Raw genomic sequence first — 21,236 nt, 5'->3', positions numbered from 1 at the left:
GGCCGGCGAGTTCACTCGGCCAGGATCTGCTCGCGCAGGATGTCGGCGTGCCCGCAATGCTGGGCCAACTCCCGCAGCACGTGCAGGTAGACCCAGCGCAGCGGCAGCGGGCCACGCCGGTTGCCGTACACCAGGTCGTCCAGGTCGAGCGGGGCCGTCGCTCGGCGGGACCGCGTGCAGGTCTCCCGGTGTTCTCGTTGGATGTCGGCGATGGTGTCGGAGTCGTCCAGGATGAAGGACTCGTCCGGTGTGGCGGGGATGCCGATCTCGTCCCGCGACCGGCAGTTGACGGCCTCGTCGAACCAGACCTTCTCCACGAAGGTCGCATGCTTTACCAGGCCCAACAGGGTCGTGCGAGAGGACACCAGCGACCGGCGGGCCTGCTCCTCGGTCAGCCCCTCCAGGCAGGCGTTCAGCGCGGCGCGGTGCTCATCGAGGAAGAACTCGAACTGAGCCCGCAGCGGCTCGTCCCGGATATCGTCCATGGACGTCGGTAACGGAGATGCCATGCACGAAGCATCCCAAAAACCGCCCCACCCAACAACAAGCCACCCCACCCTCACCCACCCCCCCACCCCCCACCCCCACGCGCGATCTTGCAGTTTTGGTCGCCGAGAGTCAGGGCAAAAGCCGCGAATCGGCGACCGAAACTGCAAGATCGGCGCCCGCGGGAGCGGGGGTGGGGGTGGGGGTGGGGTGGGTCAGCTGCGTAGTAGTGGCAGTACCCGCTGGCCGAGCAGGTCGATGCCGGTGCGGGGGGTCAGGCCGTGCGGGGTGCCGAATTCGACGCGGCTCGCCCCGGCGTCGAAGACCGCGGCGGCCTGCGCGGCGACCTGTTCGGGGGTGCCGGAGAAGGCGAACAGGTCGAGCAGGTCGTCGCCGATCAGAGCACCGGCCGCGTCGTCCTCCCGGCGGGCCACGTGCTCCTTGATCCGGGCCAGCAGGCCCGGATCGACCTCGACCGTCGGGTCGAGAGCGGCGACCACCGCGAGGTACATCGCCACCTCGGTACGGGCCACCCGTCGGGCCAACTCCCCGTCGGTGTCCACGACCGTCACCGCGCCCAGCACCACGCCGGTGTGGTCACCCCCCGCCTCGTCGAGCCAGGCGCGCATCGTCTTGGCCATCGCCGGGTTCGCCGAGCCACCGACCTTGACCTCGGCGGCGTACCCGGCGGCGGACCGGGCAGTCTGCTGCCCCCAGGTGCCGACCAGCACCGGCACGTCCGGCCGGGCCGGCGCGTAGCGCAGGCTGGTGCCCGGCGCCACGGTGAACTCCCGGCCCTCGAAGCCACTGTCGTCGCCGCCGAGCAGCCGACGGACGATCTGCACCGTCTCGGCGATGCGCCGCAGCGGCCGGGCCTGCGCCACACCGATCTCCTGGAGCCAGGTGCCCCGGGCCAGACCCAGGTACGCCCGACCGTGCGAGGCCAGGTCGAGGGCGGCGACCTGCCCGGCGACCTCCACCGGATGCAGGGTGAACGGGTTGAGGCAGGCCGCGCCGAGCCGGATCCGGCGGGTGTGCCGGGCGGCCACCAGCAGCGGGAAGATCGGCGGCTGGTACATCAGGTCACCGAAGACCGACAGCACGTCGAAGCCGTACCGTTCAGTCAACTCGGCCAGCTCGGCGTACTCGTCGGCGGACTTGTCCGATTGCAGGCCGATGCCGACCAGGCGGTCGTCGGTCACGTCAGCTCCTCGGTGGGGATCTGCCGCAGGGCAGTGCGTTCGATCCGCATGATGACCCGCTCCTCGGGGTCCGGGCAGGCCACGTGGCTGTCCCGGGCCATCCAGTCCCCCTCGGCCAGGGCCCGCTGCTTGGCCGGCAGCAACGGCAGGCAGGCGGCCAGCGCGTACATGCAGAAGTGCTGGCCGGCGGGGATGCTCAGCCGGCAGGACTCGGTCAGGTCGATCTGGTCGCCCACCTTCATGCCGCACACCGAGCGGCCCTCGATCCGCTCGACCACGACCCGCAGGTCGTACACCTCGGTGGTGGGTTCGTCGGTGGTGGTGGGTTCGTCGGTGCTCATCGGACTGCCTCCGCGTGGTGGTGCACGATGCGCCAGCCGGTGTCGTCGCGGCGCAGGACGTCGGTGACCCGGAAGCAGGTGTCCGGGCGGTCGTCGGCGAAGCGGGCCCGCAGCACGTAGCGGACCAGGCCGGTGTCGCCCCAGCTCTCGGCGCGTACCTGCTCCGGGGCCACGCTCACCGGCGCCGGGCCGGTCGCGGCGGCGGCCCGGGTGTCGCGCAGCGCGTCCAGCGCGGCCAGGCCGGTCAGCAGGTCGTCCGCGTCGGACTCCCAGATGGTCAGGTCGGGGTGCAGGTGGGCGTCGAACGCCGGGCGGTCGCCCAACGACCGGTACATGTCGCTGATGGTGGTGCTGAGTTCGTCGATGCTCATCGGGTCACTTCCGGGTACTCAGATCGCGGGTGGCAGGGCCTCGGCGAGGCGGGCGCGTAGCGGGTCCAGGCCCATCGGCCCGAGCACCAACGCGGTGTGATGGAACCGTTTGCGGTCGAAGGCGGCGCCGGCGCGTCGTTCGGCGTCGCGGCGGGTCTGCTGCCACAGCCGGGCGCCGACCTTGAACGCCAGCGCCTGGGCCGGCCAGCCGAGGTAGCGGTCGACCTCGAAACGGGCGGTCGCGGCGTCCAGCCCGGCGACCCGGGTGAGCAGGTCCACGGCCACGGCCGGGGTCCAGCGGTCGGCGTCGGTGAAGCCGGTGCCGGCCGGGATCGGCAGGTCGAGGTGCAGGCCGAGGTCGATGACGACGCGGGCCGCCCGCCACATCTGCCCGTCGAGCATGCCGAGGCGTTCACCGGGGCCGGCGAAGAGGCCGAGTTCGTCGGCGAGACGTTCGGCGTAGTGTGCCCAGCCTTCGGCGTACCCGTGCACCTGGCACAGGTGGCGTTGCCAGGGGTGCAGCTCGGCGGTGGTCAGGGTGACAGCGTGTTGCAGGTGGTGACCGGGCAGCCCTTCGTGGCAGAGCGTCCCGACGTGCCGCCACACCGGCACGCTCGACTCCCCCGGCGGCACCGACCACCAGATCCCGCCCGGGCGGGTCAGGTTCGCGTCCGGCGGGGTGTAGTACATGACGCCGGAGGCGGCGGGGCTGATCCGGCACTCGACGTGGCGGGTGACCGCCGGGATGTCGAAGTGGACGCCGTCGAGCTGGTCGGTGAGCAGGGCGGTGCGCTTGCGCAGCCACTGTTCCAGGGCGGGACCGACCGACACCCGCCCGGCCGGGTCGGCGTCCAGCGCGACCCGGGCGCTCGCCGGGTCCGGGTGGCCGCAGTCGGCCGCCGCGGCGTGCAGTTCGGCGTCGGTACGGGCCAGCTCCGCCCAGCCGTACGCGTACAGCTCGTCGAGGTCGACGGTGGCGCCGAGGAAGGCGCGGGAGGTGACCTCGTACAGTTCGCGCCCGACACCGTCCACCTCGGAGGCGCCGGGAGCCAGTTCGGTGCGCAGGAACGTGGCGAACGCGTCGGTGGCGGCGGTGGCGCGCCGGGCCCCTTCGGTCAGCCGGTCGGCGAGCGGGCCACCGGGAGAGCCGGCGACGAGCCGGCCGTAGAAGTCGTCGGCGGTCCAGCTCTGGCACTGCGCGGCGACGACGAGCACCTGCCGCCGGGCGACCAGGTGGCCGCGCTGCGCGGAGCGGCGCAGCGTCGCGGCGTACTGGTCGAGGGTGTCGGGCAGCCGGTGCAGGTGCTCGGCGACGGCGGCCCAGTCGTCGGCGGTCTGCCGGGGCAGGTTGTCGAAGACCTGCCGGGCCAGGTGAACCGGGGTGGCCAGCGGGGCGAGCAGCCGGGTGGTGAACCCGGCGTCGTAGAGCGCGACCTCGCTGGTCAGCCGCTCGGCCAGGGCACCGGCGAGGGCACGCTGCGCCGGGCCGTCGGCGGTGGCGGAGGCAGCCGCCGACGCGGTCTGCCGGGCCAGTGCCGCGCGGGCGTCGAACGCCTCCGGGGAGAGGTCCGCCAGCTGCGAGTCGGGGGTACGCCCGGCCGCCTCGGCGGCCTGCGGGTCGAGATCGGCGAGTGCGGCGAGGTAGTCGTCGGCGACCCTGATCACGGTCATCGTCGGGCCCGGGTGCGGCCGTGGTCGTCGCGGTAGACGACGCCGCCCTTCATCACCACGTGCAGGGTGCGCAGGGCGGAGACCGAACGGGTCGGGTCGTCGCGCAGCACCAGCAGGTCGGCGTGCTTGCCGGCGGTGATGCTGCCCAGCTTGTCGTCGGCGTTCAGCCACTCGGCGGGGCGGATGGTGGCGGCCTTCAGCGCGTCGGCGACGGGCATCCCGGCGTCCACCATGAACTCCAGCTCCCGCACGGTGGCGGTGGTCTCGTCGTAACCGGCGTGCGGCGGCATGTCGCTGCCCAACGCGATCGGCACGCCGTTGCGGATGGCGTGTTGCAGGCTCTCCCAGTGTCGGGGGCCGGCGCCGAGGGCGCGTTCCATCAGCCAGCCGGGCACCCCGGAGTCGCGGAAGAACTGTTCGCAGCGGCTGACCACGATGGTCGGGACGTACCAGACGCCCCGTTCGGCCATCAGCCGGGTGACCTCGTCGGTCAGCTCGTAGCCGTGCTCGACGCAGTCCAGGCCCAGCTCCACGGCCCGGCGTACGGTGTCGGCCGGGCCGGCGTGCGCGGTGACCTTGCGTCCCCAGTCGTGGGCGACCCGGATGACGGCGGCCATCTCGTCGTCGAGCAGCTGCGGGGTGTCGATCGCCTCGTACTGCCCGGCGATGCCACCGGAGATGCACACCTTGATCAGGTCGGCACCGGCCCGGATCTGGGCGCGGGTGAGCTGCCGGAACCCGTCGGCGCCGTCGGCTTCCAGGGCGTCGGCCTCCCAGCCGTGGCCCCCGGTGCAGCACAGCGCGTGCCCAGCGGTGAAGATCCGGGGTCCGTCCACCGCACCGGCCTCGATGCCCTTGCGCAGTGCGAAGTCGGCGTAGCGGCCCTCGCCGACCAGCCGGGCGGTGGTGACCCCGGCGTGCAGGGTGCGCCGCGCCGAGTCGGCCATCAGCAGCACCAGTTCGGCCAGGTTGGACCGGTGCACCTCGTCGGCGAGGTGGCCGGGCAGACCGAGGGACAGGTGCACGTGCATGTTCGTCAGTCCGGGCATCACCACGTCGCCGCCCAGGTCGACCACCGGGACGTCGCCGGCCTCGGCGAGCACGTCGTCGACCGGCCCGACGGCGCGGATCATCCCGTCGACGCCGATCCAGATGCCCTGGTCGGCCTGGAGGTGGTCGGCGACGCCGTCGTAGAGGGCGAGGTTGACCAGGACCTGTTCGGTGGCGCGATGCATGTCGGCGTCCTCAGGGGGCGGCCACGGCGGCGGGGGCCGTGGCGGGGTCGTTGAGCCAGCAGGCGGCGCTGCGTCCGCCGAGGTCGAGGGTGGGTGGCTGGTCACCGCAGGGGGCGAAGGCGTGGGCGCAGCGGGGCCGGAACCGGCAGCCGGTGGGGGCGTTGGCCGGGTCGGGCACCTCCCCGGCGAGGGTGGCGGGCAGTCGTGGGGTGGGCCCGATCTGCGGTACCGCGTCGATGAGCGCCCGGGTGTAGGGGTGGCGCGGGTCGCGCCACAGGTCGCGGGTGGGTGCGGTCTCCACGATCCGGCCCAGGTACATCACGGCGGTGACGTCGGCGATCTCGTGGACCAGGGCGAGGTCGTGGGAGATGAAGAGCATGCCCATGTCGAGTTCCCGGACCAGCCCGACGAGCAGGTTGACCACCTGGGCCTGCGAGGAGGCGTCCAGGGCGGTGACCGGCTCGTCCGCGATGATCATGCGGGGTTGCGGGGCGAGGGCGCGGGCGATGGCCAGCCGCTGCCGTTGGCCGCCGGAGAACTGGTGCGGGTAGCGGTCGGCGGCCTCGGCGGGCATGCCGACCCGGTCGAGCAGCTCGATCACCCGGTCGGTACGGGCCGCGCCGGTCACCGTCGCCGGTACGCCGTCGAGCAGTTGGGCGCCGATGGTGCGCCGGGGGTTGAGCGAGGCGTACGGGTTCTGGAAGACCATCTGCAGACCGATCTCGGTCTCCGGTCGACGCCGCCAGCCCAGCGGGGTGATCGGGCGGCCGGCGAAGCTGACCTCACCGGCGCTCGGCGGGGTCAGTCCGACGGCGACCCGGGCCAGCGAGGACTTGCCGCAGCCGGACTCGCCGACCAGGCCGACGATCTGGCCGGGTGCCACGTCCAGGCTGACCCCGGCGACCGCGCGGACTCGACCGTTGCCCCGGGAGCGGTACTCGACCTGCACGTCGCTGATCCGCAGCAGACTGCTCATCGGGCTGCCACCTCCAGGTGCGGGCGGACCACGCAGGCCACCGACCGGTGCTCACCGGCCGGGGTCAGCGGCGGCGGGCTGGTGCCGCAGGCCGGTTCGGCGTACCCGCAGCGGGGTTGGAACGGGCAGCCCGGCGGCGCCTGGCCGGGCGCCGGTGGGCTGCCGGGGATCGGCCGCAGCGTGCCGACGGCCTGGGTGCCGTGCGGGCGGGCACCGAGCAGCGCGGCGGTGTACGGGTGGGTGGGTGCGGTGAGCAGTTCCCCGGTCGGTCCGGTCTCCACCACCCGACCGGCGTAGAACACGTAGCCCCGGGTGGTCAACGCGCTGAGCACCCCGAGGTCGTGGGTGATGAACGCGACGGCCAGACCGGTCTCGGCGCGCAACCGGTCCAGCAGAGCGAGGATGCCGGCCTGCACGGTGACGTCGAGGGCGGTGGTGGGTTCGTCGGCGATCAGCAGCCGGGGTCGGGCGGCCAGGGCGATGGCGATGGCCGCGCGTTGGCGCATGCCGCCGGAGAACTGGTGCGGGTAGGAGCGCAGGGCCCGTTCCGGGTCGGGGATGCGCACCTGGTCGAGCAGTTCCACCGCCCGCCGGTTCGCGGCCCGGCGGTCCATGCGCAGGTGCACCCGCATGTGTTCGGTGAGTTGGCGGCCGATGGTGAGCATCGGGTGCAGGGCGGCGGTGGGGTCCTGGAAGACCATGGCGATGCCGGCGCCCCGGACCCGCTGCCAGCCGCGCTGGTCCAGGCCGAGCAGGTCGGTGCCGGCGAACCGGGCCGACCCGCGGACCGTGGCGCCGGGGGGCAGCAGGCCGAGGAGGGTCTGCGCGGTGAGGCTCTTGCCGCAGCCACTCTCCCCTGCGATGCCGACCAGTTCACCCTCGTCGACGGTCAACGACACGTCGTGCAGGATCGGCAGCGGGCCGCGCGGGCCGGGCAGGGTGACGGCGAGGGAGTCGACGTCGAGCAGCGGTGCCATCTCTAACGTCCCTTCGCGTAGCGGGGGTCGAGCCGGTCGCGCAGCGCGTCGCCGAGCACGTTGAACGCCATCACGACGGTGAGGATGGCCAGGCCGGGGAAGACGCTGACCCACCACATCGACAGGTCCTGGGAGCCGAGGGCAACCATCGAGCCCCATTCGGCGGCCGGTGGGCGGGGGCCCAGGCCGAGGAAGGAGAGCGCGGCCAGCAGCAGCACCGCGTTGCCGAGTTCCAGGGTGGCCAGCACGATCGCCGGGCCGATGCTGTTGGGCAGCACGTCGCGGCGCAGCGCCTGGACCGGTCCGACGCCGAGCAGCCGGGCGGCGTTGAGGTAGTCGTCGCCGCGCATGCTGAGCACGGCGCTGCGGATGACCCGGGCGTAGACCGGCCAGGAGACGATGACCAGGGCGAGGACGGCGTTGCGGGTGTTCGGGCCGAACGCGGCGGTGACCGCCATCGCGAGGATGATCTGCGGGAAGGCGAACACCAGGTCGGTCAGGCGCATCAACGCCTCGTCGGCGAGCCGGCCGAGGTAGCCGGCGAGCAGCCCGAGCAGTCCGCCGATCAGCAGGGCCAGCGAGACGATGGCCAGGGCCAGGGGGATGGACAGCCGGGCGCCGTGGATGACCCGGCTGAGGATGTCCCGGCCGAGGGAGTCGGTGCCGAACCAGTGCGCCGCCGACGGTGACGCGTACGCGTCGGGGCTCTGGGCGAGCGGGTCGTAGGGGGCGATCAGGGGGGCGAAGATGGCCACCAGCAGCCAGCCGCCGAGGATGACCAGGGCCGCCAGGGTGACCGGCTGCCGCCAGACCGGACGGGTGCCGCCGCCGCGCAGCCGGCCGAGCCAGCGGCGTCGGCTCAGCGCCCGGTCCACCTTCGGATCCGGTGCCACCGGATCGGGTGCGATCGTGGTCATGACAGGCGGATCCTCGGGTCGATGAGCCCGTACAGCAGGTCGACGGTCAGGTTGACCAGCGTGTAGACAAGCGCCACGAAGAGGCTGACGCCGAGGATCGACGGCAGGTCCAGCGCGGTGGCGCTGCGGTAGGCGTACTGCCCGAGGCCGGGCCAGCCGAAGATGCTCTCCACCAGCACCGTGCCGGACAGCAGGGAGGCGAAGGCCAGGCCGGAGACGGTGACCACCGGGACCAGGCCGGCGCGCAGCAGGTGCCGGCGCAGCACCACCCGGGCCGGCAGACCCTTGGCGTACGCGGCGCGGATGTAGTCCTGCTGGAGCACTTCGAGCATGGCGGAGCGGACGAAGCGGACCAGCAGCGCCACGGTCAGGGAGGTCAGCACCAGCACCGGCAGGACCAGGTGCTGGGCGGCGTCCCAGGCGACGTCCCACTGCCCGGCCAGTGCCGCGTCGACGGTGTACATGCCGGTGACGGTGGGCGGTGGGCTGAAGGCGGTGGAGAGCCGGCCGCCGCTGGGGGCCAGGCCGAGTTTGTAGAAGAAGACGTAGAGCACGACGAGCGACAGCCAGAACGGCGGGGTGGACAGGCCCAGCAGGGCGCCGACGCGGACCAGCTGGTCGGTGAACCGGCCGTTGCGGACCGCGGCGAGCATGCCGATGCCGGTGCCGATCAGCAGCGCCAGCAGCATGGTGGGGATGGCCAGTTCCATGGTCGCCGGTACGTACCGGACCAGGTCGTCCACGACCGAGCGGCCGGTCTGCTGGGAGATGCCCAGGTCACCGGTGAGCAGGTTGCCCAGGTACTGGAAGTACTGCGCCCAGAGCGGCTGGTCCAGGCCCCACTTCTCCCGGAACGCGGCCACCGTGGCCGGATCGTTGAGCGCCTGGTCCGACAGGTTCGCCGTGACCGGGTCGCCGGGAACCACGTTGACCAGCGCGAACGTCACCACGGTGACGCCCAGCAGCAGACCGGCGGTGATCGTCAGCCGCTTGGCCAGGAAGACCAGCAACGGATGCGCGCGGCGCGGCCGGGGCCGGGACGCGGTCGTGGTGACCGCGCCCGGCTTCCCGTCGTGAACTGTCGTCATCTGTGCTGCCGGCTACTTCCGGCCGACCGCGGCGACGTCGACCTGCCAACCGGCGGCGGTGTAGTCCGCGCCGGTCAGGTCGGCGGTCGCCACCACCGTGGAGGAGTTGCTGGCCAGCACGATGTACGGCGAGGACTGGTTCATCAGTCGCTGCCACTCCTGCATCGCGGTGGCCCGAGCGGCCAGGTCGAGGGTCTCGGTGACCTTCTTGCCGGCGGCCACGACCGCCGCGTCGGCCCGGTCCACGGTCCAGCCGGAGCGCAGCGCGGTCGGCTGTCCGGGGGCCATGTTGTTGATCAGCGAGTCGGCGACCGGGTAGTTCAGGCTCTGCGGGGTGAAGCCCATCGGCATCTTCCCGCCGCGCATTTCGTCCAGGAAGGTGGTCAGCGGCTGCGGGTTCAGCTCCAGGGTGATGCCGGCCTCGGCGACGTCGCCCTGCACCTTGGTTGCCACGGTGCCGAGGTCCACGCCCTTGTAGGTGATGGCCGGGTAGCTGAACTTGACCTTGGGGTTGGTCAGGCCCGCCTCGGCGAGCAGCGCCTTGGCCTTGGCCACGTCGCGGGTCGACGCCTCGCCCTCGGGCAGCGCGCCGGGGAAGGCCGGGGCGACCAGACCGGCGCCCGGTGCGGCGCCCTGCCCGTAGAGGGCGGCGATGCCCTGGTAGTCGATGGCGGCCCGCAGCGCCTGGTTGAACTTCGCGTCGGCGGTCACCGCGGAGACGGCCGGGTCGGCGTTGAGGAACAGGAAGTAGACGGTGTCCTGCACGCCGGAGGTCTGCAGGGTGCCCGGCAGTCCTTCGAGCAGCTTGCCGGAGATGTCCAGCGAGATCTCGTTGGCCTCGGCGCGCTGCATGGTCAGCTTCTGGGTCTGCACGTCCATGTTGCGCAGCACGACCCGGTCGAACTTCGGCTTGTCACCCCAGTAGTCGGGGTTGGCCTCCAGCACCACCTGGGACTCCGGCTCGTACGACTTGAGCACGTACGGGCCGCTGCCGATGGAGTTGGTGTCGAGGTACTGCTGGGCGGTGTCGCCCTGGGCGGCGTCCTCGCCGTCCTTGGCGCCGTTCTCCTGGGCGACCTTGGCGTTGATCACAGCGGTGGAGGGCATGGAGAGCACCACCGGGACGTTGGGGTTGGCCGTCGCCGAGGTGACCACGACGGTGCTGTCGTCGGTCTTGCTGACGCTCAACTCGCTGACGGTGACCGCCGGGCTGGCCTTGATGTTCTTCAGCCGGTTGAGCGAGAACACCACGTCGTCGGCGGTGAGCGGGCTGCCGTCGGAGAACTTCACACCCTGCCGCAGCTTGAAGGTGAAGGTCTTGGCGTCCGCGGAGACCTCGTACGACTCGGCCAGCGCGGGGACCGGCTTGCTCACGTCCGAGCCCTCGAAGGTGAGCAGGGTGTCGTAGAGGGCGTGCACCGCGGTCAGGCCGGTCGCCTCGTAGACGCGGCCGGGGTCGAGGGTCTTGAGCACGAACGAGGTGTTGACGGTGAGCGTGGTGGCGCCGCTGCCACCGCTCGCGTTTCCGCCGCCACCGCCGGCCGTGCAGGCGGCGGTGGAGATGATGGCCAGCGCCGTCAGAGCGGATGCTCCGACGCGAAGCCGGCGGGGGGACACCGACATGCTGTTCCTACCTTCGTATGGCGCGGTCCGCTTCCGCGTGGGCCGCAGGTTGTCGACGACCTGGGACGTGAACGCCGGTGTCTCCGGTCGCGATGTCTCGGGTTTTCAGGGGCGGCATTTCAGGGTTGGATGGAGCCGGACTTGCGTTCGTCCGGTTCGTGCCTGGACGCGACGTGTCTACCAGTACCAAACAACGCTACAACTTGTTTGACCACCCTAAACAGGGCCGTGTAGCTTGGTCAAACAATTTCAGCCACACTGTTATCGGATCGAGGTTTAGATGCTCGGTGATCGACTCCGCGATCTTCGGCAGCAGCACTCCATGACGCTGCGCCAACTCGCCACGGCCGCCGACGTGTCCCCCGCGCTGCTCAGCCAGATCGAGAACGGCGCGACCGATCCGAGCCTGTCCACGCTGCGCAAACTGGCCCAGGTCTTCGACACCTCGATCGCCGAGCTGTTCTCCGAGCCCGAGGCGCCCGCGGTGCACCTCAGCCGCGCCGGCAACCGCAGCCGACTGACCGCTCCCCCCGGCCAGATCACCTACGAACGACTCACCCCCGGTCGCGGCGACCTGGAGGTGCTCCAGGCCCACCTCGCGCCCGGCGACGCCAGTTCGGCCGAACCGTGGGCCCATCCGTCGACCGAATGCGCCATCGTCATCACCGGCGAGGTCGTCGCCGAGATCGGCGGCGAAAAGCACGTCCTGGCCGCCGGCGAGGCGGTCACCTTCGACTCCCGGCTGGCCCACCTCTACCGCAACGCCAGCGACGAACCGGCCCACCTGATCATCGCGGTCACCCCACCCACCCCCTGAACACCAGGGGTACGCACGAGCTACCGCGCCGCCTAGCATCGGTGCACATGACCGATTCCGCCACCTTCGGCAACCCCGTCGTGCCCGGCTTCCACCCCGATCCCAGCGTGTGCCGGGTGGGCGAGGACTACTACCTGGTCTGTTCCAGCTTCGAGTACTTCCCCGGCGTACCGATCTTCCACAGCCGGGACCTGGTGAACTGGCGGCAGATCGGCAACGTGCTCGACCGCCCGAGCCAACTCGAACTACCGCCGGACACGCACGCCTCCGCCGGCATCTACGCCCCGACCATCCGACACCACGACGGCCGCTTCTACCTGGTCACCACAAACGTCACCACCGGCCGCCACCTGCTGGTCACCGCCACCGACCCGGCCGGCCCGTGGTCGGAGCCGGTCCACCTCGACGTGCCGCACATCGACCCGTCGCTGACCTGGGACGACAACGGGGACTGCTGGTTGACCGTGTCGGGGGTCGAGTCGTACCGGATCGATCCGGAGACCGGCACGGTGTTGGAAGGGCCGGTGCCGATGTGGTCGGGCACCGGCGGGCAGTACCCGGAGGCCCCGCACCTGTACCGGATCGGCGACTGGTGGTATCTGCTGGTCTCCGAGGGCGGTACGCACACCGGGCACGCCGTCTCGATCGCCCGGTCGCGCAGCATCCGGGGCCCGTTCGAGCCCGGCCCGGTCAACCCGTTCCTGACCCACCGCAGCACCGACCGGCTGGTGCAGGCCACCGGCCACGCCGACCTGGTGCAGGCCACCGACGGCAGCTGGTGGATGGTGCTGCTGGGCATCCGGGCCAAGGGCCAGTGGCCGCCGTACCACGTCCTCGGCCGGGAGACGTTCCTGGTGCCGGTGCGCTGGGTGGACGGCTGGCCGGTGGTGGATCCGGTCGAGGAGACGATGACCGCGCCGGCCGGCAGCCCGCCCGCCCTGGCCGCGGTACGCGACCCGAGTGCATACCGGGACGACTTCGACGCCGACGCGCTCGCGCCGGAGTGGATCTCGCTGCGGGAACGGCCGAAGGACAGCTGGTCGTTGACCGAGCGGCCCGGCTGGCTCACCCTGCACGCGGCCGGCACGACCCTGGACCGCTCCGGCGCCACCCTGGTCGCCCGCCGGCAGCAGCACCACGACTGCCGGGCCGGCGTGCACGTCGACCCCGGCACGGGTCGGGCCGGGCTGACGTTGCGCATCGACGAGGCACACCACTACGACATTGAGGTCGCCGACGGGCTGGTGCAGGTGATCGGCCGCGTCGGGCCGTTCCGGCAGGTCTTCGGTGAGCTGTCGGTGCCGGCCGGCCCGGTCACCCTGACGATCGCCACCCGCACCGACGACCTGCTGCCGCCGACGGTGACCGCCGCCGACCAGGTGACGGCCCCCGGCGCCCCCTTCGGCGTACGCCCCGCCGCGTGCGACACGGTCAGCTTCGAGGTGTTGACCGACGGCGGGCCGGTGGTGCTCGCCGAACTCGACGGACGGTACCTGTCCACCGAGGTCGCCGCCGGTTTCACCGGCCGGGTGTTCGGCCTCTACGTCACCGAGGGCAGCGCGGCCTTCGACTGGTTCGACTACCGCCCGAGCGCCCGCTCCTGACCGGCCACCTGCTCGCGGGCGTCCGCCTCCGGTGTGCCGGACGGACGCCCGCGGCGCAGATGCGGTGTCGCGTCAGCTGTCGGTGGGGTGGGTGGCGGTCGACTGCGCCGGCCAGAAGGGCCATTCCTCGAAGGACGCGCATCGCCCGTCCGCAGCGAACCGCATGATCCACAGATCGCGGTACTCCTGGTCGACGGGGGCCCCGTAGCGGACCTCCAACCGCGCCACCGCGGTGTCGCCCTCGACCGCGACCACCTCGCTGGTCATCTGGAACACCTCGTCCGTACCGTCCCGCTCGGCTTCCCACATCCGGGCTATCGCGGGTAGACCGATGACCGGTTCCCGGTACGGCCCCTGCCGGTAGCTCGCCTGCTCGGTGAAGATCGTGGCGAGCGCTTGTGTCCCCGGCGTCCGCCAGGCCTGCTCGTAGGCCGAGATCCAGCCGGTCACCTGCTCCCTGTCCATGGCTGCCAGCCTGCCATGTGCCCTGGACGGGTGCGCGTTTCGGCGTAATGGCGGTGTCAGGTGGGGTGGATGGCCGCCGTATCGCCGAAACGGCGACGAGCACGCGATGAGCCGCCGGCCGTGCGGGAGGACCCGCACGGCCGACGGCCGGTGGTGGTGTGGATCAGCCGGCGGTGCAGGACACGATCTGCGGTCGGGCCCCGGAGTTGCCGTTCATCATGGTGGTGAAGCCGAACGTGTTGCCGCTGCCGTTGGAGCGCATCGTCATCACGTTGCCGCTGCCGTCCCAGGTGGGGTTGCCGCTCCAGGTGGCGGAGATGCGCTGCGGCGGGGTGATGTTGACGACCACCGACCAGGTGTTGGCGCCGCTGACGGTCACCGAGGTGTTGTAGCGGTCGCCCCAGACCTGACCGGGCGAGATCGTCGCGGTGCAGCCGCCGGGGTTGGTGGGCGGCGGGGTGGTGCCGGGCGGCGGGGTGGTCGGGTCGCCGCCGCCGGGCGCGGCGCTGTTCAGCGCGTTGAGCACGGCGTTGTAGGCGGCCTTCTTGTTGCCGCCACCGTCGAACAGCAGCGGGCTCTCGTTGGAGCGCCACGAGTCGGAGTCACGGATGCCCCAGACGGTGATGCCCTTGCAGCGCGGGACGGCGAGGCAGTCGTTGACCGTGTTGCGGTAGGCGTCGCTCGGCGCGTTGCGGATGTCCAGCTCGGTGATGTGCACGTCGACGCCGAGGGCGGCGAAGCTGGACAGCGTGGTGCGGTAGTTGCTCGGGTAGTTCGAGCCGCCGGTGAAGTGCGACTGCAGGCCGACGCAGTCGATCGGGACGCCGCGCTGCTTGAAGTCCTGGACCATCCGGTAGACGGCCTGGGTCTTGGCGTCGTTCCAGTTGTCGATGTTGTAGTCGTTGTAACACAGCTGCGCGTTCGGGTCGGCGGTGCGCGCGGCGCGGAAGGCCGCCTCGATCCAGTCGCTGCCGGTGCGCTCCAGGTTGGAGTTACGGCGGGCGCCGCTCGATCCGTCCTCGAACGCCTCGTTCACCACGTCCCACCAGGCGATCTGGCCACGGTAGTGGGTGGCGACCTGGGTCACGTGGTTGAGCATGGCGTTGCGCAGCTGCTGGCCGGACATGTTCCGCATCCAGTCCGGCTGCTGCGAGTGCCAGGCCAGGGTGTGGCCCCGGACCTGCATGTTGCGGCTGCGGGCGTGCTGGACGAGCCGGTCGCCGTTGCCCCAGTTGAACTGCCCCTGCTGCGGCTGGAGCGCGTCGATCTTCATTTCGTTCTCGGCGGTGACCTGGTTGAACTCGCGGTTCAGGATGTTCGTGTACGCCGAGTCGTTGAGCCGGTTCACCGCGACCGCGGTGCCGAAGTAGCGTCCGCTCTGCGCTGCCGCGGCGCCGAGGGTGGTCTCGGCGGCGCTGGCGTTGCCGGGCAGCACCACAGCGCCGGCCGCTGCCATCAGACCCGCGGCAGTCAGCGCCAGGGCCGCCCGCAGCCGTCTCGGCCGTCCGGGTGCTCGGGAGGAATCCTTGCTCATCTGATGCTCCTTCCGGGTCCGGTGGCCCGGTTGCGGGCAGCATGAATCCGGACTCGCGGGATAGGGACGATGCCCGCGATTCCCTGACAAAGGGATCGCATCGGCCTTACTGGCCGAAAGTATTTCAGCGTGGTTTCACGCCCGTCAATGACTTCCGGAAGTTTTTCGGAAGTTTCGACGCCGCCGACACTGCACGGAAACGCTTGATCATGAGGTTGACGACGCGCGAAGAACCAGGTGTTGCCCGCTCAACGCCATGATCAGCGGGCGCGGCGTCGAGGCGCGGACAAGGGTCACCCGGTCGCGCCGACCGGTAGGGCCGCCGGCTGCGCGGCCGAAGGTCCGGAAGGTGCCGGCGATCGCTTCCGGCTTGCGGGGCGTCAGCGGCACCGACATCGCGACCGACCGCCCGAGCACGACGACCCGTACACATGATCACCGAAGCTCTCTTCCAGGGCGCTCCGAAGGTGATTGACCCTGGTCAATGACGATCAGTCCGGCCCGATCGCCGGCGAGGGCGAGCCGTCGCATTGGCGACCATGTGATCAGCATTGACCGATTTCAATGTGTAGGTTTACTATTCCGAAATCGTTCCCGCAAGTTCACCGGAAGTTCCGGCCGTGTTCGGCCGCTCGTCGCTCGCGTGTGGCACGCCGCGCGGACGGTGCCGGGCCGGCGTGGCAGCGACCCAGGAGGACGGAGAAGATGCCGCAGCTCGTCCTGTTCGCGATCGACATCTGCGCGGTGGTGTTGCTCGTCTTCGGGCTCTACTTTCCACGCCACCGTCGCCGCGATCTCGTCGTCGCCTATCTGGGTGTCAACGTCGGCGTTCTCGCCGTCGCCAGCGCGCTGAGCGCGAGCAATGTCGGTGCCGGGCTCGGCCTGGGGTTGGCGCTGTTCGGCGTACTGTCGATCATCCGGCTGCGGTCGACGGAGCTCGACCAGCACGAGGTCGCTTACTACTTCTCCGCACTGGCCCTAGGCATCCTCGGGGCGCTGAGCACCACCTCGGTCTGGCTCAGTGGCGGGCTGATGGCGCTCATCCTGGTGGTGATGTTCCTCGGCGACCATCCGCGGCTGCTGCGCCACTACCGGCACCAGATCATCGTGCTCGACTCCGCCGTCACCGACCAGGTCACCCTCGTCGCCCACCTGGAGCAACTGCTCGGCGCCCGGGTGCACACCGCCACCGTGCAACGACTCGACCTGGTCAACGAGACCACCCTGGTCGACGTGCGGTACTCGGTGCGGGGTCGGGGTGGCGCACCGGTCGCGGCGGGCAGGCCGGCCCAGGCGGGAGCGGGTCGATGACCCCGATCACCGCGCCGTGGACCGAACTCGCGCCGGTCGGGCTGACCGAACTCGTCGACCGGGCCGCCCTGCAGACCCGCGTCGACCGCAAGTACGTCGTGCCCCTCGACGAGCTGCCGGACCTGCTGGCACAGCTGTCCCCGTACGCCCGGGTGCTGGACATCGACGGTGTGCGCGCCTTCCGGTACGAGTCGGTGTACTTCGACACCCCACGGCTGGCCAGCTACCACTGCGCGGCGTACCGACGACGCCGGCGGTTCAAGGTCCGCACCCGCAGCTACCTGGACTCCGCGCAGTGCTGGCTCGAAGTCAAGATCAGTGGAGCGCGGGGCAGCCTCACCAAGCACCGGCTGCCCTACCGGCCACAGGATCGGGCCACCGTCCACCCCGGTCGCGCCTTCGTGCAGGAGGCGCTGGAGCGCGAGGCGGTCTGCCCGACGGTCGACTCCGCGCTGGATCCGGTGCTCGTCACCACGTACCAGCGGGCGACCCTGCTGCTGACCGCCACCGCCAGCCGGGTCACCGTCGACACCGACCTGACCTGGCGGTGCGGCGACCGGACGCTGCGCCTGCCCGACCTCGCCGTGGTCGAGACCAAGACCAGCCGGGCCGCCTCGGTGGCCGACCGACTGCTGTGGCAGCGGGGCACCCGGCCGGTACGCATCTCCAAGTACGCCACCGGGTTGGCCGCCCTACGCCCGGAACTGCCGGACTCGCCGTGGCGGCGGACGCTGCGCCGGCACTTCCGCGACAGCACACCCTCGACGGGCACCACACCGTCCACCATCGCTCGATCCGTCCAGGAGGCATCGTGCGTCTGACCGTCCGCAGTACCCGCCTCGTCACCCCGGCACGTGCCGTCGGCGTCGTCACCGCCGCCGTGCTGGTCGCCGGACTGCTCCTACCGGCATCGCCGCCGGCCGGGGCCGAACCCGCCACCGCACCGATCGGCAGCAGCCCGGCCGTCGACACCGGCGTCAGCGCCGCCGCCGACGATCTGCAGGGCGACATCACCTTCTCCGTACCCAGCGGCACCTTCGCCGGCGAGGTCACGGTGTCGCTGGGCACCACCGTCAGCGGCGCGCAGATCCGCTACACCACCGACGGTCGGCTGCCCACCGCCGCGTCGACGGTGTACTCCGGCACGCCGCTGCGGTTGACCCGGACCACCCAACTGCGCGCCCAGGCCTTCGTCGGGCAGATCGCCACCGGCGCGCCCGGCACCGCCATGTACGTCGCCCGCAACACCACCACCGCCCACGACCTGCCGGTGATCCTGATCGACTCGTACGGAGCCGGGCGTCCCCAGCGGGACTACTTCGACGCCGCCACCATGATCTTCGAGCCCGGTGGGGGCAGCACCTCGTTGGCCGCCGCGCCCACCGTGGCGACCCGCGCCGGGTTCCGGCTGCGCGGGCAGTCGTCGTCGAGCTTCGACAAGACGCCGTACCGGATCGAGTTCTGGGACAACGACGACGATGACGCCGATTATCCGGTGCTGGGCATGCCCGCCGACTCGGACTGGGTGCTGCGCGGCCCGTTCACCGACAAGGCGCTGATCCGGGAGGCGTTCGTCTACGACCTGGGTCGGGAGATGGGCCTGCCCGCCCCCCGGTACGCCTTCGCGGAGTTCTACCTCAACACCGACGCCGGGCCGGTCGGCGCCGACGACTACATGGGCGTCTACATGATCGTCGAGACGATCAAGAACTCGAAGAACCGGCTCGACCTCAAGCAGTTGCGCGCCGACGACCGGACGCTGCCGAGGATCACCGGCGGCTACATCTTCAAGTTCGAGTGGATGGCCGCCGAGGAGCCGACCCTGCCGTGCACCGGTCCCGCCGCCACCTGCTGGAACTACCTGGAGGTCGCCGACCCGTCCCCGCTGCAACCGGAGCAGCGTGACTGGCTGCGCAACCACATCCAGGAGTTCCACAACGTGCTGCGGGCACCGAACTTCGCCGACCCGACGACCGGGTATCGGGCGTACATCGACGTGGACTCCTTCATCGACCAGCTCATCGTCAACGAGCTGAGCCGGGAGATGGACTCCTACGTCCGCAGCGCGTACTTCTACAAGGACCGGGACACCAAGATCTTCGCCGGGCCGCTGTGGGACTACGACCTCAGCTTCGGCGTGGGTGGCTACTTCGCCAACGACCAGACCTCCGGCTGGCAGCACCAGCAGGGCCGGCAGCCGCTGGCGAACGACTGGTTCACGCAACTGCTGCGCGATCCGGCCTTCGTCAATCAGGTCCGGCTGCGCTGGCAGACGCTGCGGCGCGGCCCGCTGTCCGACGCGGCGTTGCAGTCCCGCCTCAACGCGCTCAGCGCGCCGCTGACCAACGCGGCGCAACGCAACTTCCAACGCTGGCCCAACCTGAGTACGCGGATGATCGGCCCGTTCATCACCCCGACCGCACCCACCTGGCAGGGACAGGTGCAGTACCTGCGGGACTGGATGCTGCGCCGCGCCGCCTGGCTGGACTCGACCGCCGGGTGGGGTGGCCCCACCACCACTCCCCCGCCGACCACCCCACCGCCGGGACCCACCACCCCGCCGCCGGGGCCGACCACCCCGCCGCCGGGCGGTGACGCCTGTACGGCGACGTACGCGGTGACCAACCAGTGGACCGGCGGCTTCCAGGCCGAGGTACGGGTCACCGCCGGCTCCGCCGCGATCGGCAACTGGACGGTGACCTGGACCTTCGCCAACGGGCAGACGATCAGCCAGGCGTGGAACGCGACAGTCACCAGCCAGGGATCGGCGGTCACCGCCCGCAACGTCAGCTACAACGGCACCCTGGCCGCAGGCGCCAGCACCACGTTCGGCTTCCTCGGCACGTTCGCCGGCACGAACACCGCGCCGAGCCTGCGCTGCACGACAAGCTGACCGACCGGTACGTTCCCGGCACCGGGGCAGCGCCGCGCTCCGGTGCCGGGACCACCCGTGAACAAGCCGTGTCCCGGTGCCGGGACCAGCAGTGAACCGTGCCAGGTTCTAGGGAGTCGTCGACAGGAGGTCGGCGAGCAGTGTCTCGATGCGGGTCCTGATCTCGTCGCGGATCGGGCGTACGGCTTCGACGCCCTTGCCGGCCGGGTCGTCGAGCTGCCAGTCCTCGTAGCGCTTGCCGGGGAAGGCGGGGCAGACGTCGCCGCAGCCCATCGTGATGACGACGTCGGAGGCTTCGACGGTGTCGTACGCCAGGAGCCGGGGTGTCTGGTCGGTGATGTCGATGCCGACCTCGCGCATGGCCTCGACGGCGGCGGGGTTGATGGTCTCGGCGGGGGCGGACCCGGCGGAGCGGACCTCGACGGTGTCGCCGGCGAGGTGACGCAGCCAGCCGGCGGCCATCTGGGAGCGGCCGGCGTTGTGCACACAGACGAACAGGACGCTGGGCTTGTCGTCGGACACGGAGCTGTTCCTTCTCGCTCGGTGGGGTCGGTTCGGGGTGCCGAGGCCCTGGCACGGCCAGGTCATCGCCGGCGAGTCCTGCCGGATCGGACAACAGCCGGTGCAGGGCCTCGCCGCGCGGTGGTGGTGATCTCGGCCGGGAACAGGCGTCGGCGCAGGGCGAGGCTGACGTGGACCAGGGCGACCAGCACCGGAACCTCGATGAGCGGGCCGACGACACCGGCGAGGGCCTGACCGCTGGTGACGCCGAACGTGCCGACGGCCACCGCGATGGCCAGCTCGAAGTTGTTCCCGGCGGCGGTGAACGCGAGGGTGGTGGTGCGCGCGTAGCTCAGGCCGATGGCCCGGCCGAGAGCGTACGCGCCGGCCCACATGACCGCGAAGTAGACCAGCAGCGGCACCGCGATCAACACGACGTCCCAGGGCTGCGAGGTGATGGCGTCGCCCTGCAGCGCGAACAGGATGACGATGGTGAAGAGCAGCCCGTAGAGGGCGACCGGTCCGATCCTCGGCAGGAAGCGGCTTTCGTACCAGGTGCGGCCCTTCGCGCGTTCGCCGAGACGGCGGGTGAGGTAGCCGGCGAGCAGCGGGATGCCGAGGAAGATCAGCACGTTGACCGCGATGTCCCCGCCGGAGACCTGTAACTGCGCGCCGCTGAGGTTGAGCCAACTCGGCAGCACGGACAGGTAGAACCAACCGAGCAGGCCGAACGCGACGACCTGGAACACCGAGTTGAGGGCGACGAGGACAGCGGCGGCTTCGCGGTCGCCGCAGGCCAGATCGTTCCAGATGATGACCATCGCGATGCAGCGGGCGAGACCGACGATGATCAGGCCGGTGCGGTACTCGGCGTGCTCGGCGAGGAAGATCCAGGCGAGGGCGAACATGAGAGCCGGGCCGAGGACCCAGTTGAGCAGCAGTGAGGAGAGCAGCAGCCGGCGGTCGCCGGTGACCGAGTCGAGCCGGTCGTAGCGGACCCTGGCCAGCACCGGATACATCATGATGAGCAGACCGAGGGCGATCGGCAGGGAGATCCCGCCGATCGTGACCGCGTCCAGGGCGGTGTTCAGGCCGGGGACGAGTCGGCCCAGCAGCAGGCCGGCGGCCATGGCCAGACCGATCCACAGCGGGAGGAAGCGGTCGAGGCGCGACAGCCGCGCGACGACTGCCGGCGGTGTTGCGCCGGCCGGGGTGGCGGTCACG

At 71.2% G+C, this 21,236-nt stretch carries 20 protein-coding genes; 5 read left to right on the top strand and 15 right to left on the bottom strand.

What is annotated here, in order from left to right; translation table 11 throughout:
• Positions 1-11 precede the first annotated feature (11 nt).
• The 11 genes from VAB18032_RS14395 to VAB18032_RS14345 all read right to left on the bottom strand — a co-directional run bounded on the left by VAB18032_RS14395 (position 12) and on the right by VAB18032_RS14345 (position 10,887).
• Positions 12-485: a DinB family protein gene (locus tag VAB18032_RS14395; protein ID WP_013733583.1), complete on the bottom strand. Its 474-nt coding sequence runs from the start codon at positions 483-485 to the stop codon at positions 12-14.
• A 216-nt stretch (positions 486-701) separates the two neighbouring features.
• Positions 702-1,688, bottom strand: coding sequence for an LLM class flavin-dependent oxidoreductase (locus VAB18032_RS14390; RefSeq protein ID WP_013733582.1), 987 nt, complete (start codon positions 1,686-1,688; stop codon positions 702-704).
• The gene (locus VAB18032_RS14385; RefSeq protein ID WP_013733581.1) at positions 1,685-2,029 is read right to left on the bottom strand and encodes a TIGR04076 family protein; all 345 of its coding nucleotides are present in this window, start codon (positions 2,027-2,029) and stop codon (positions 1,685-1,687) included. Before VAB18032_RS14385 ends, VAB18032_RS14390 begins: the two co-directional genes overlap by 4 nt.
• Positions 2,026-2,400: a nuclear transport factor 2 family protein gene (locus tag VAB18032_RS14380; protein ID WP_013733580.1), complete on the bottom strand. Its 375-nt coding sequence runs from the start codon at positions 2,398-2,400 to the stop codon at positions 2,026-2,028. Before VAB18032_RS14380 ends, VAB18032_RS14385 begins: the two co-directional genes overlap by 4 nt.
• A gap of 18 nt (positions 2,401-2,418) precedes the next feature.
• Complete coding sequence (locus VAB18032_RS14375; RefSeq protein ID WP_013733579.1) at positions 2,419-4,071, bottom strand: DUF885 domain-containing protein; 1,653 nt, start codon at positions 4,069-4,071, stop codon at positions 2,419-2,421.
• Entirely contained in the window at positions 4,068-5,306 is a 1,239-nt protein-coding gene (locus VAB18032_RS14370; protein WP_013733578.1) for an amidohydrolase family protein, read from the bottom strand. Before VAB18032_RS14370 ends, VAB18032_RS14375 begins: the two co-directional genes overlap by 4 nt.
• A 10-nt stretch (positions 5,307-5,316) precedes the next feature.
• Positions 5,317-6,282 (bottom strand): ABC transporter ATP-binding protein, encoded by a 966-nt coding sequence (locus VAB18032_RS14365; RefSeq protein ID WP_013733577.1) that lies wholly within the window; start codon positions 6,280-6,282, stop codon positions 5,317-5,319.
• Entirely contained in the window at positions 6,279-7,259 is a 981-nt protein-coding gene (locus tag VAB18032_RS14360) for an ABC transporter ATP-binding protein (RefSeq protein ID WP_013733576.1), read from the bottom strand. The genes VAB18032_RS14365 and VAB18032_RS14360 overlap by 4 nt, the downstream gene beginning before the upstream one ends.
• A gap of 2 nt (positions 7,260-7,261) precedes the next feature.
• Positions 7,262-8,176: an ABC transporter permease gene (locus tag VAB18032_RS14355; protein WP_013733575.1), complete on the bottom strand. Its 915-nt coding sequence runs from the start codon at positions 8,174-8,176 to the stop codon at positions 7,262-7,264.
• Positions 8,173-9,264: an ABC transporter permease gene (locus VAB18032_RS14350; RefSeq protein WP_013733574.1), complete on the bottom strand. Its 1,092-nt coding sequence runs from the start codon at positions 9,262-9,264 to the stop codon at positions 8,173-8,175. Before VAB18032_RS14350 ends, VAB18032_RS14355 begins: the two co-directional genes overlap by 4 nt.
• A 12-nt stretch (positions 9,265-9,276) precedes the next feature.
• Positions 9,277-10,887: an ABC transporter substrate-binding protein gene (locus VAB18032_RS14345; RefSeq protein ID WP_013733573.1), complete on the bottom strand. Its 1,611-nt coding sequence runs from the start codon at positions 10,885-10,887 to the stop codon at positions 9,277-9,279.
• Positions 10,888-11,167: 280 nt separating this feature from the next.
• On the opposite strand from VAB18032_RS14345, the gene VAB18032_RS14340 reads away from it, so the two are divergent.
• Both VAB18032_RS14340 and VAB18032_RS14335 read left to right on the top strand, forming a co-directional pair.
• Entirely contained in the window at positions 11,168-11,704 is a 537-nt protein-coding gene (locus VAB18032_RS14340; protein WP_013733572.1) for a cupin domain-containing protein, read from the top strand.
• 47 nt (positions 11,705-11,751) lie between these two features.
• Positions 11,752-13,308: a glycoside hydrolase family 43 protein gene (locus tag VAB18032_RS14335; RefSeq protein WP_013733571.1), complete on the top strand. Its 1,557-nt coding sequence runs from the start codon at positions 11,752-11,754 to the stop codon at positions 13,306-13,308.
• A gap of 72 nt (positions 13,309-13,380) precedes the next feature.
• Here the strand turns inward: VAB18032_RS14335 and VAB18032_RS14330 are convergent, their stop codons facing one another.
• Both VAB18032_RS14330 and VAB18032_RS14325 read right to left on the bottom strand, forming a co-directional pair.
• A complete protein-coding gene (locus VAB18032_RS14330; RefSeq protein WP_013733570.1) occupies positions 13,381-13,773 on the bottom strand; it encodes a nuclear transport factor 2 family protein in 393 nt (130 codons plus the stop codon).
• Between the two features lie 163 nt (positions 13,774-13,936).
• Positions 13,937-15,307, bottom strand: a complete 1,371-nt coding sequence (locus tag VAB18032_RS14325; RefSeq protein WP_013733569.1) for an endo-1,4-beta-xylanase — start codon at positions 15,305-15,307, stop codon at positions 13,937-13,939.
• A 705-nt stretch (positions 15,308-16,012) separates the two neighbouring features.
• Here VAB18032_RS14325 and VAB18032_RS14315 point away from each other — a divergent pair.
• The 3 genes from VAB18032_RS14315 to VAB18032_RS14305 are packed head-to-tail and all read left to right on the top strand — an operon-like array spanning position 16,013 to position 19,511.
• On the top strand, positions 16,013-16,618 hold the full coding sequence (locus VAB18032_RS14315) for a DUF4956 domain-containing protein (protein ID WP_013733568.1): 606 nt from the start codon (positions 16,013-16,015) through the stop codon (positions 16,616-16,618).
• The gene (locus VAB18032_RS14310; protein WP_013733567.1) at positions 16,615-17,439 is read left to right on the top strand and encodes a polyphosphate polymerase domain-containing protein; all 825 of its coding nucleotides are present in this window, start codon (positions 16,615-16,617) and stop codon (positions 17,437-17,439) included. Before VAB18032_RS14315 ends, VAB18032_RS14310 begins: the two co-directional genes overlap by 4 nt.
• The gene (locus VAB18032_RS14305) at positions 17,430-19,511 is read left to right on the top strand and encodes a CotH kinase family protein (RefSeq protein ID WP_013733566.1); all 2,082 of its coding nucleotides are present in this window, start codon (positions 17,430-17,432) and stop codon (positions 19,509-19,511) included. Before VAB18032_RS14310 ends, VAB18032_RS14305 begins: the two co-directional genes overlap by 10 nt.
• Positions 19,512-19,619: 108 nt before the next feature.
• Here the strand turns inward: VAB18032_RS14305 and VAB18032_RS14300 are convergent, their stop codons facing one another.
• Together VAB18032_RS14300 and arsB are read right to left on the bottom strand one after the other, a co-directional pair.
• Entirely contained in the window at positions 19,620-19,973 is a 354-nt protein-coding gene (locus tag VAB18032_RS14300) for an arsenate reductase ArsC (RefSeq protein WP_050814742.1), read from the bottom strand.
• A gap of 122 nt (positions 19,974-20,095) precedes the next feature.
• Complete coding sequence (gene arsB / locus VAB18032_RS14295) at positions 20,096-21,235, bottom strand: ACR3 family arsenite efflux transporter (protein ID WP_013733564.1); 1,140 nt, start codon at positions 21,233-21,235, stop codon at positions 20,096-20,098.
• Position 21,236: the final 1 nt, after the last annotated feature.

The sequence above is a fragment of the Micromonospora maris AB-18-032 genome (genome assembly GCF_000204155.1).
Lineage (GTDB): Bacteria > Actinomycetota > Actinomycetes > Mycobacteriales > Micromonosporaceae > Micromonospora > Micromonospora gifhornensis.
The sequence above is the reverse complement of the archived record's forward strand: the minus strand, read 5'-3'. Positions and strand labels throughout refer to the sequence as shown.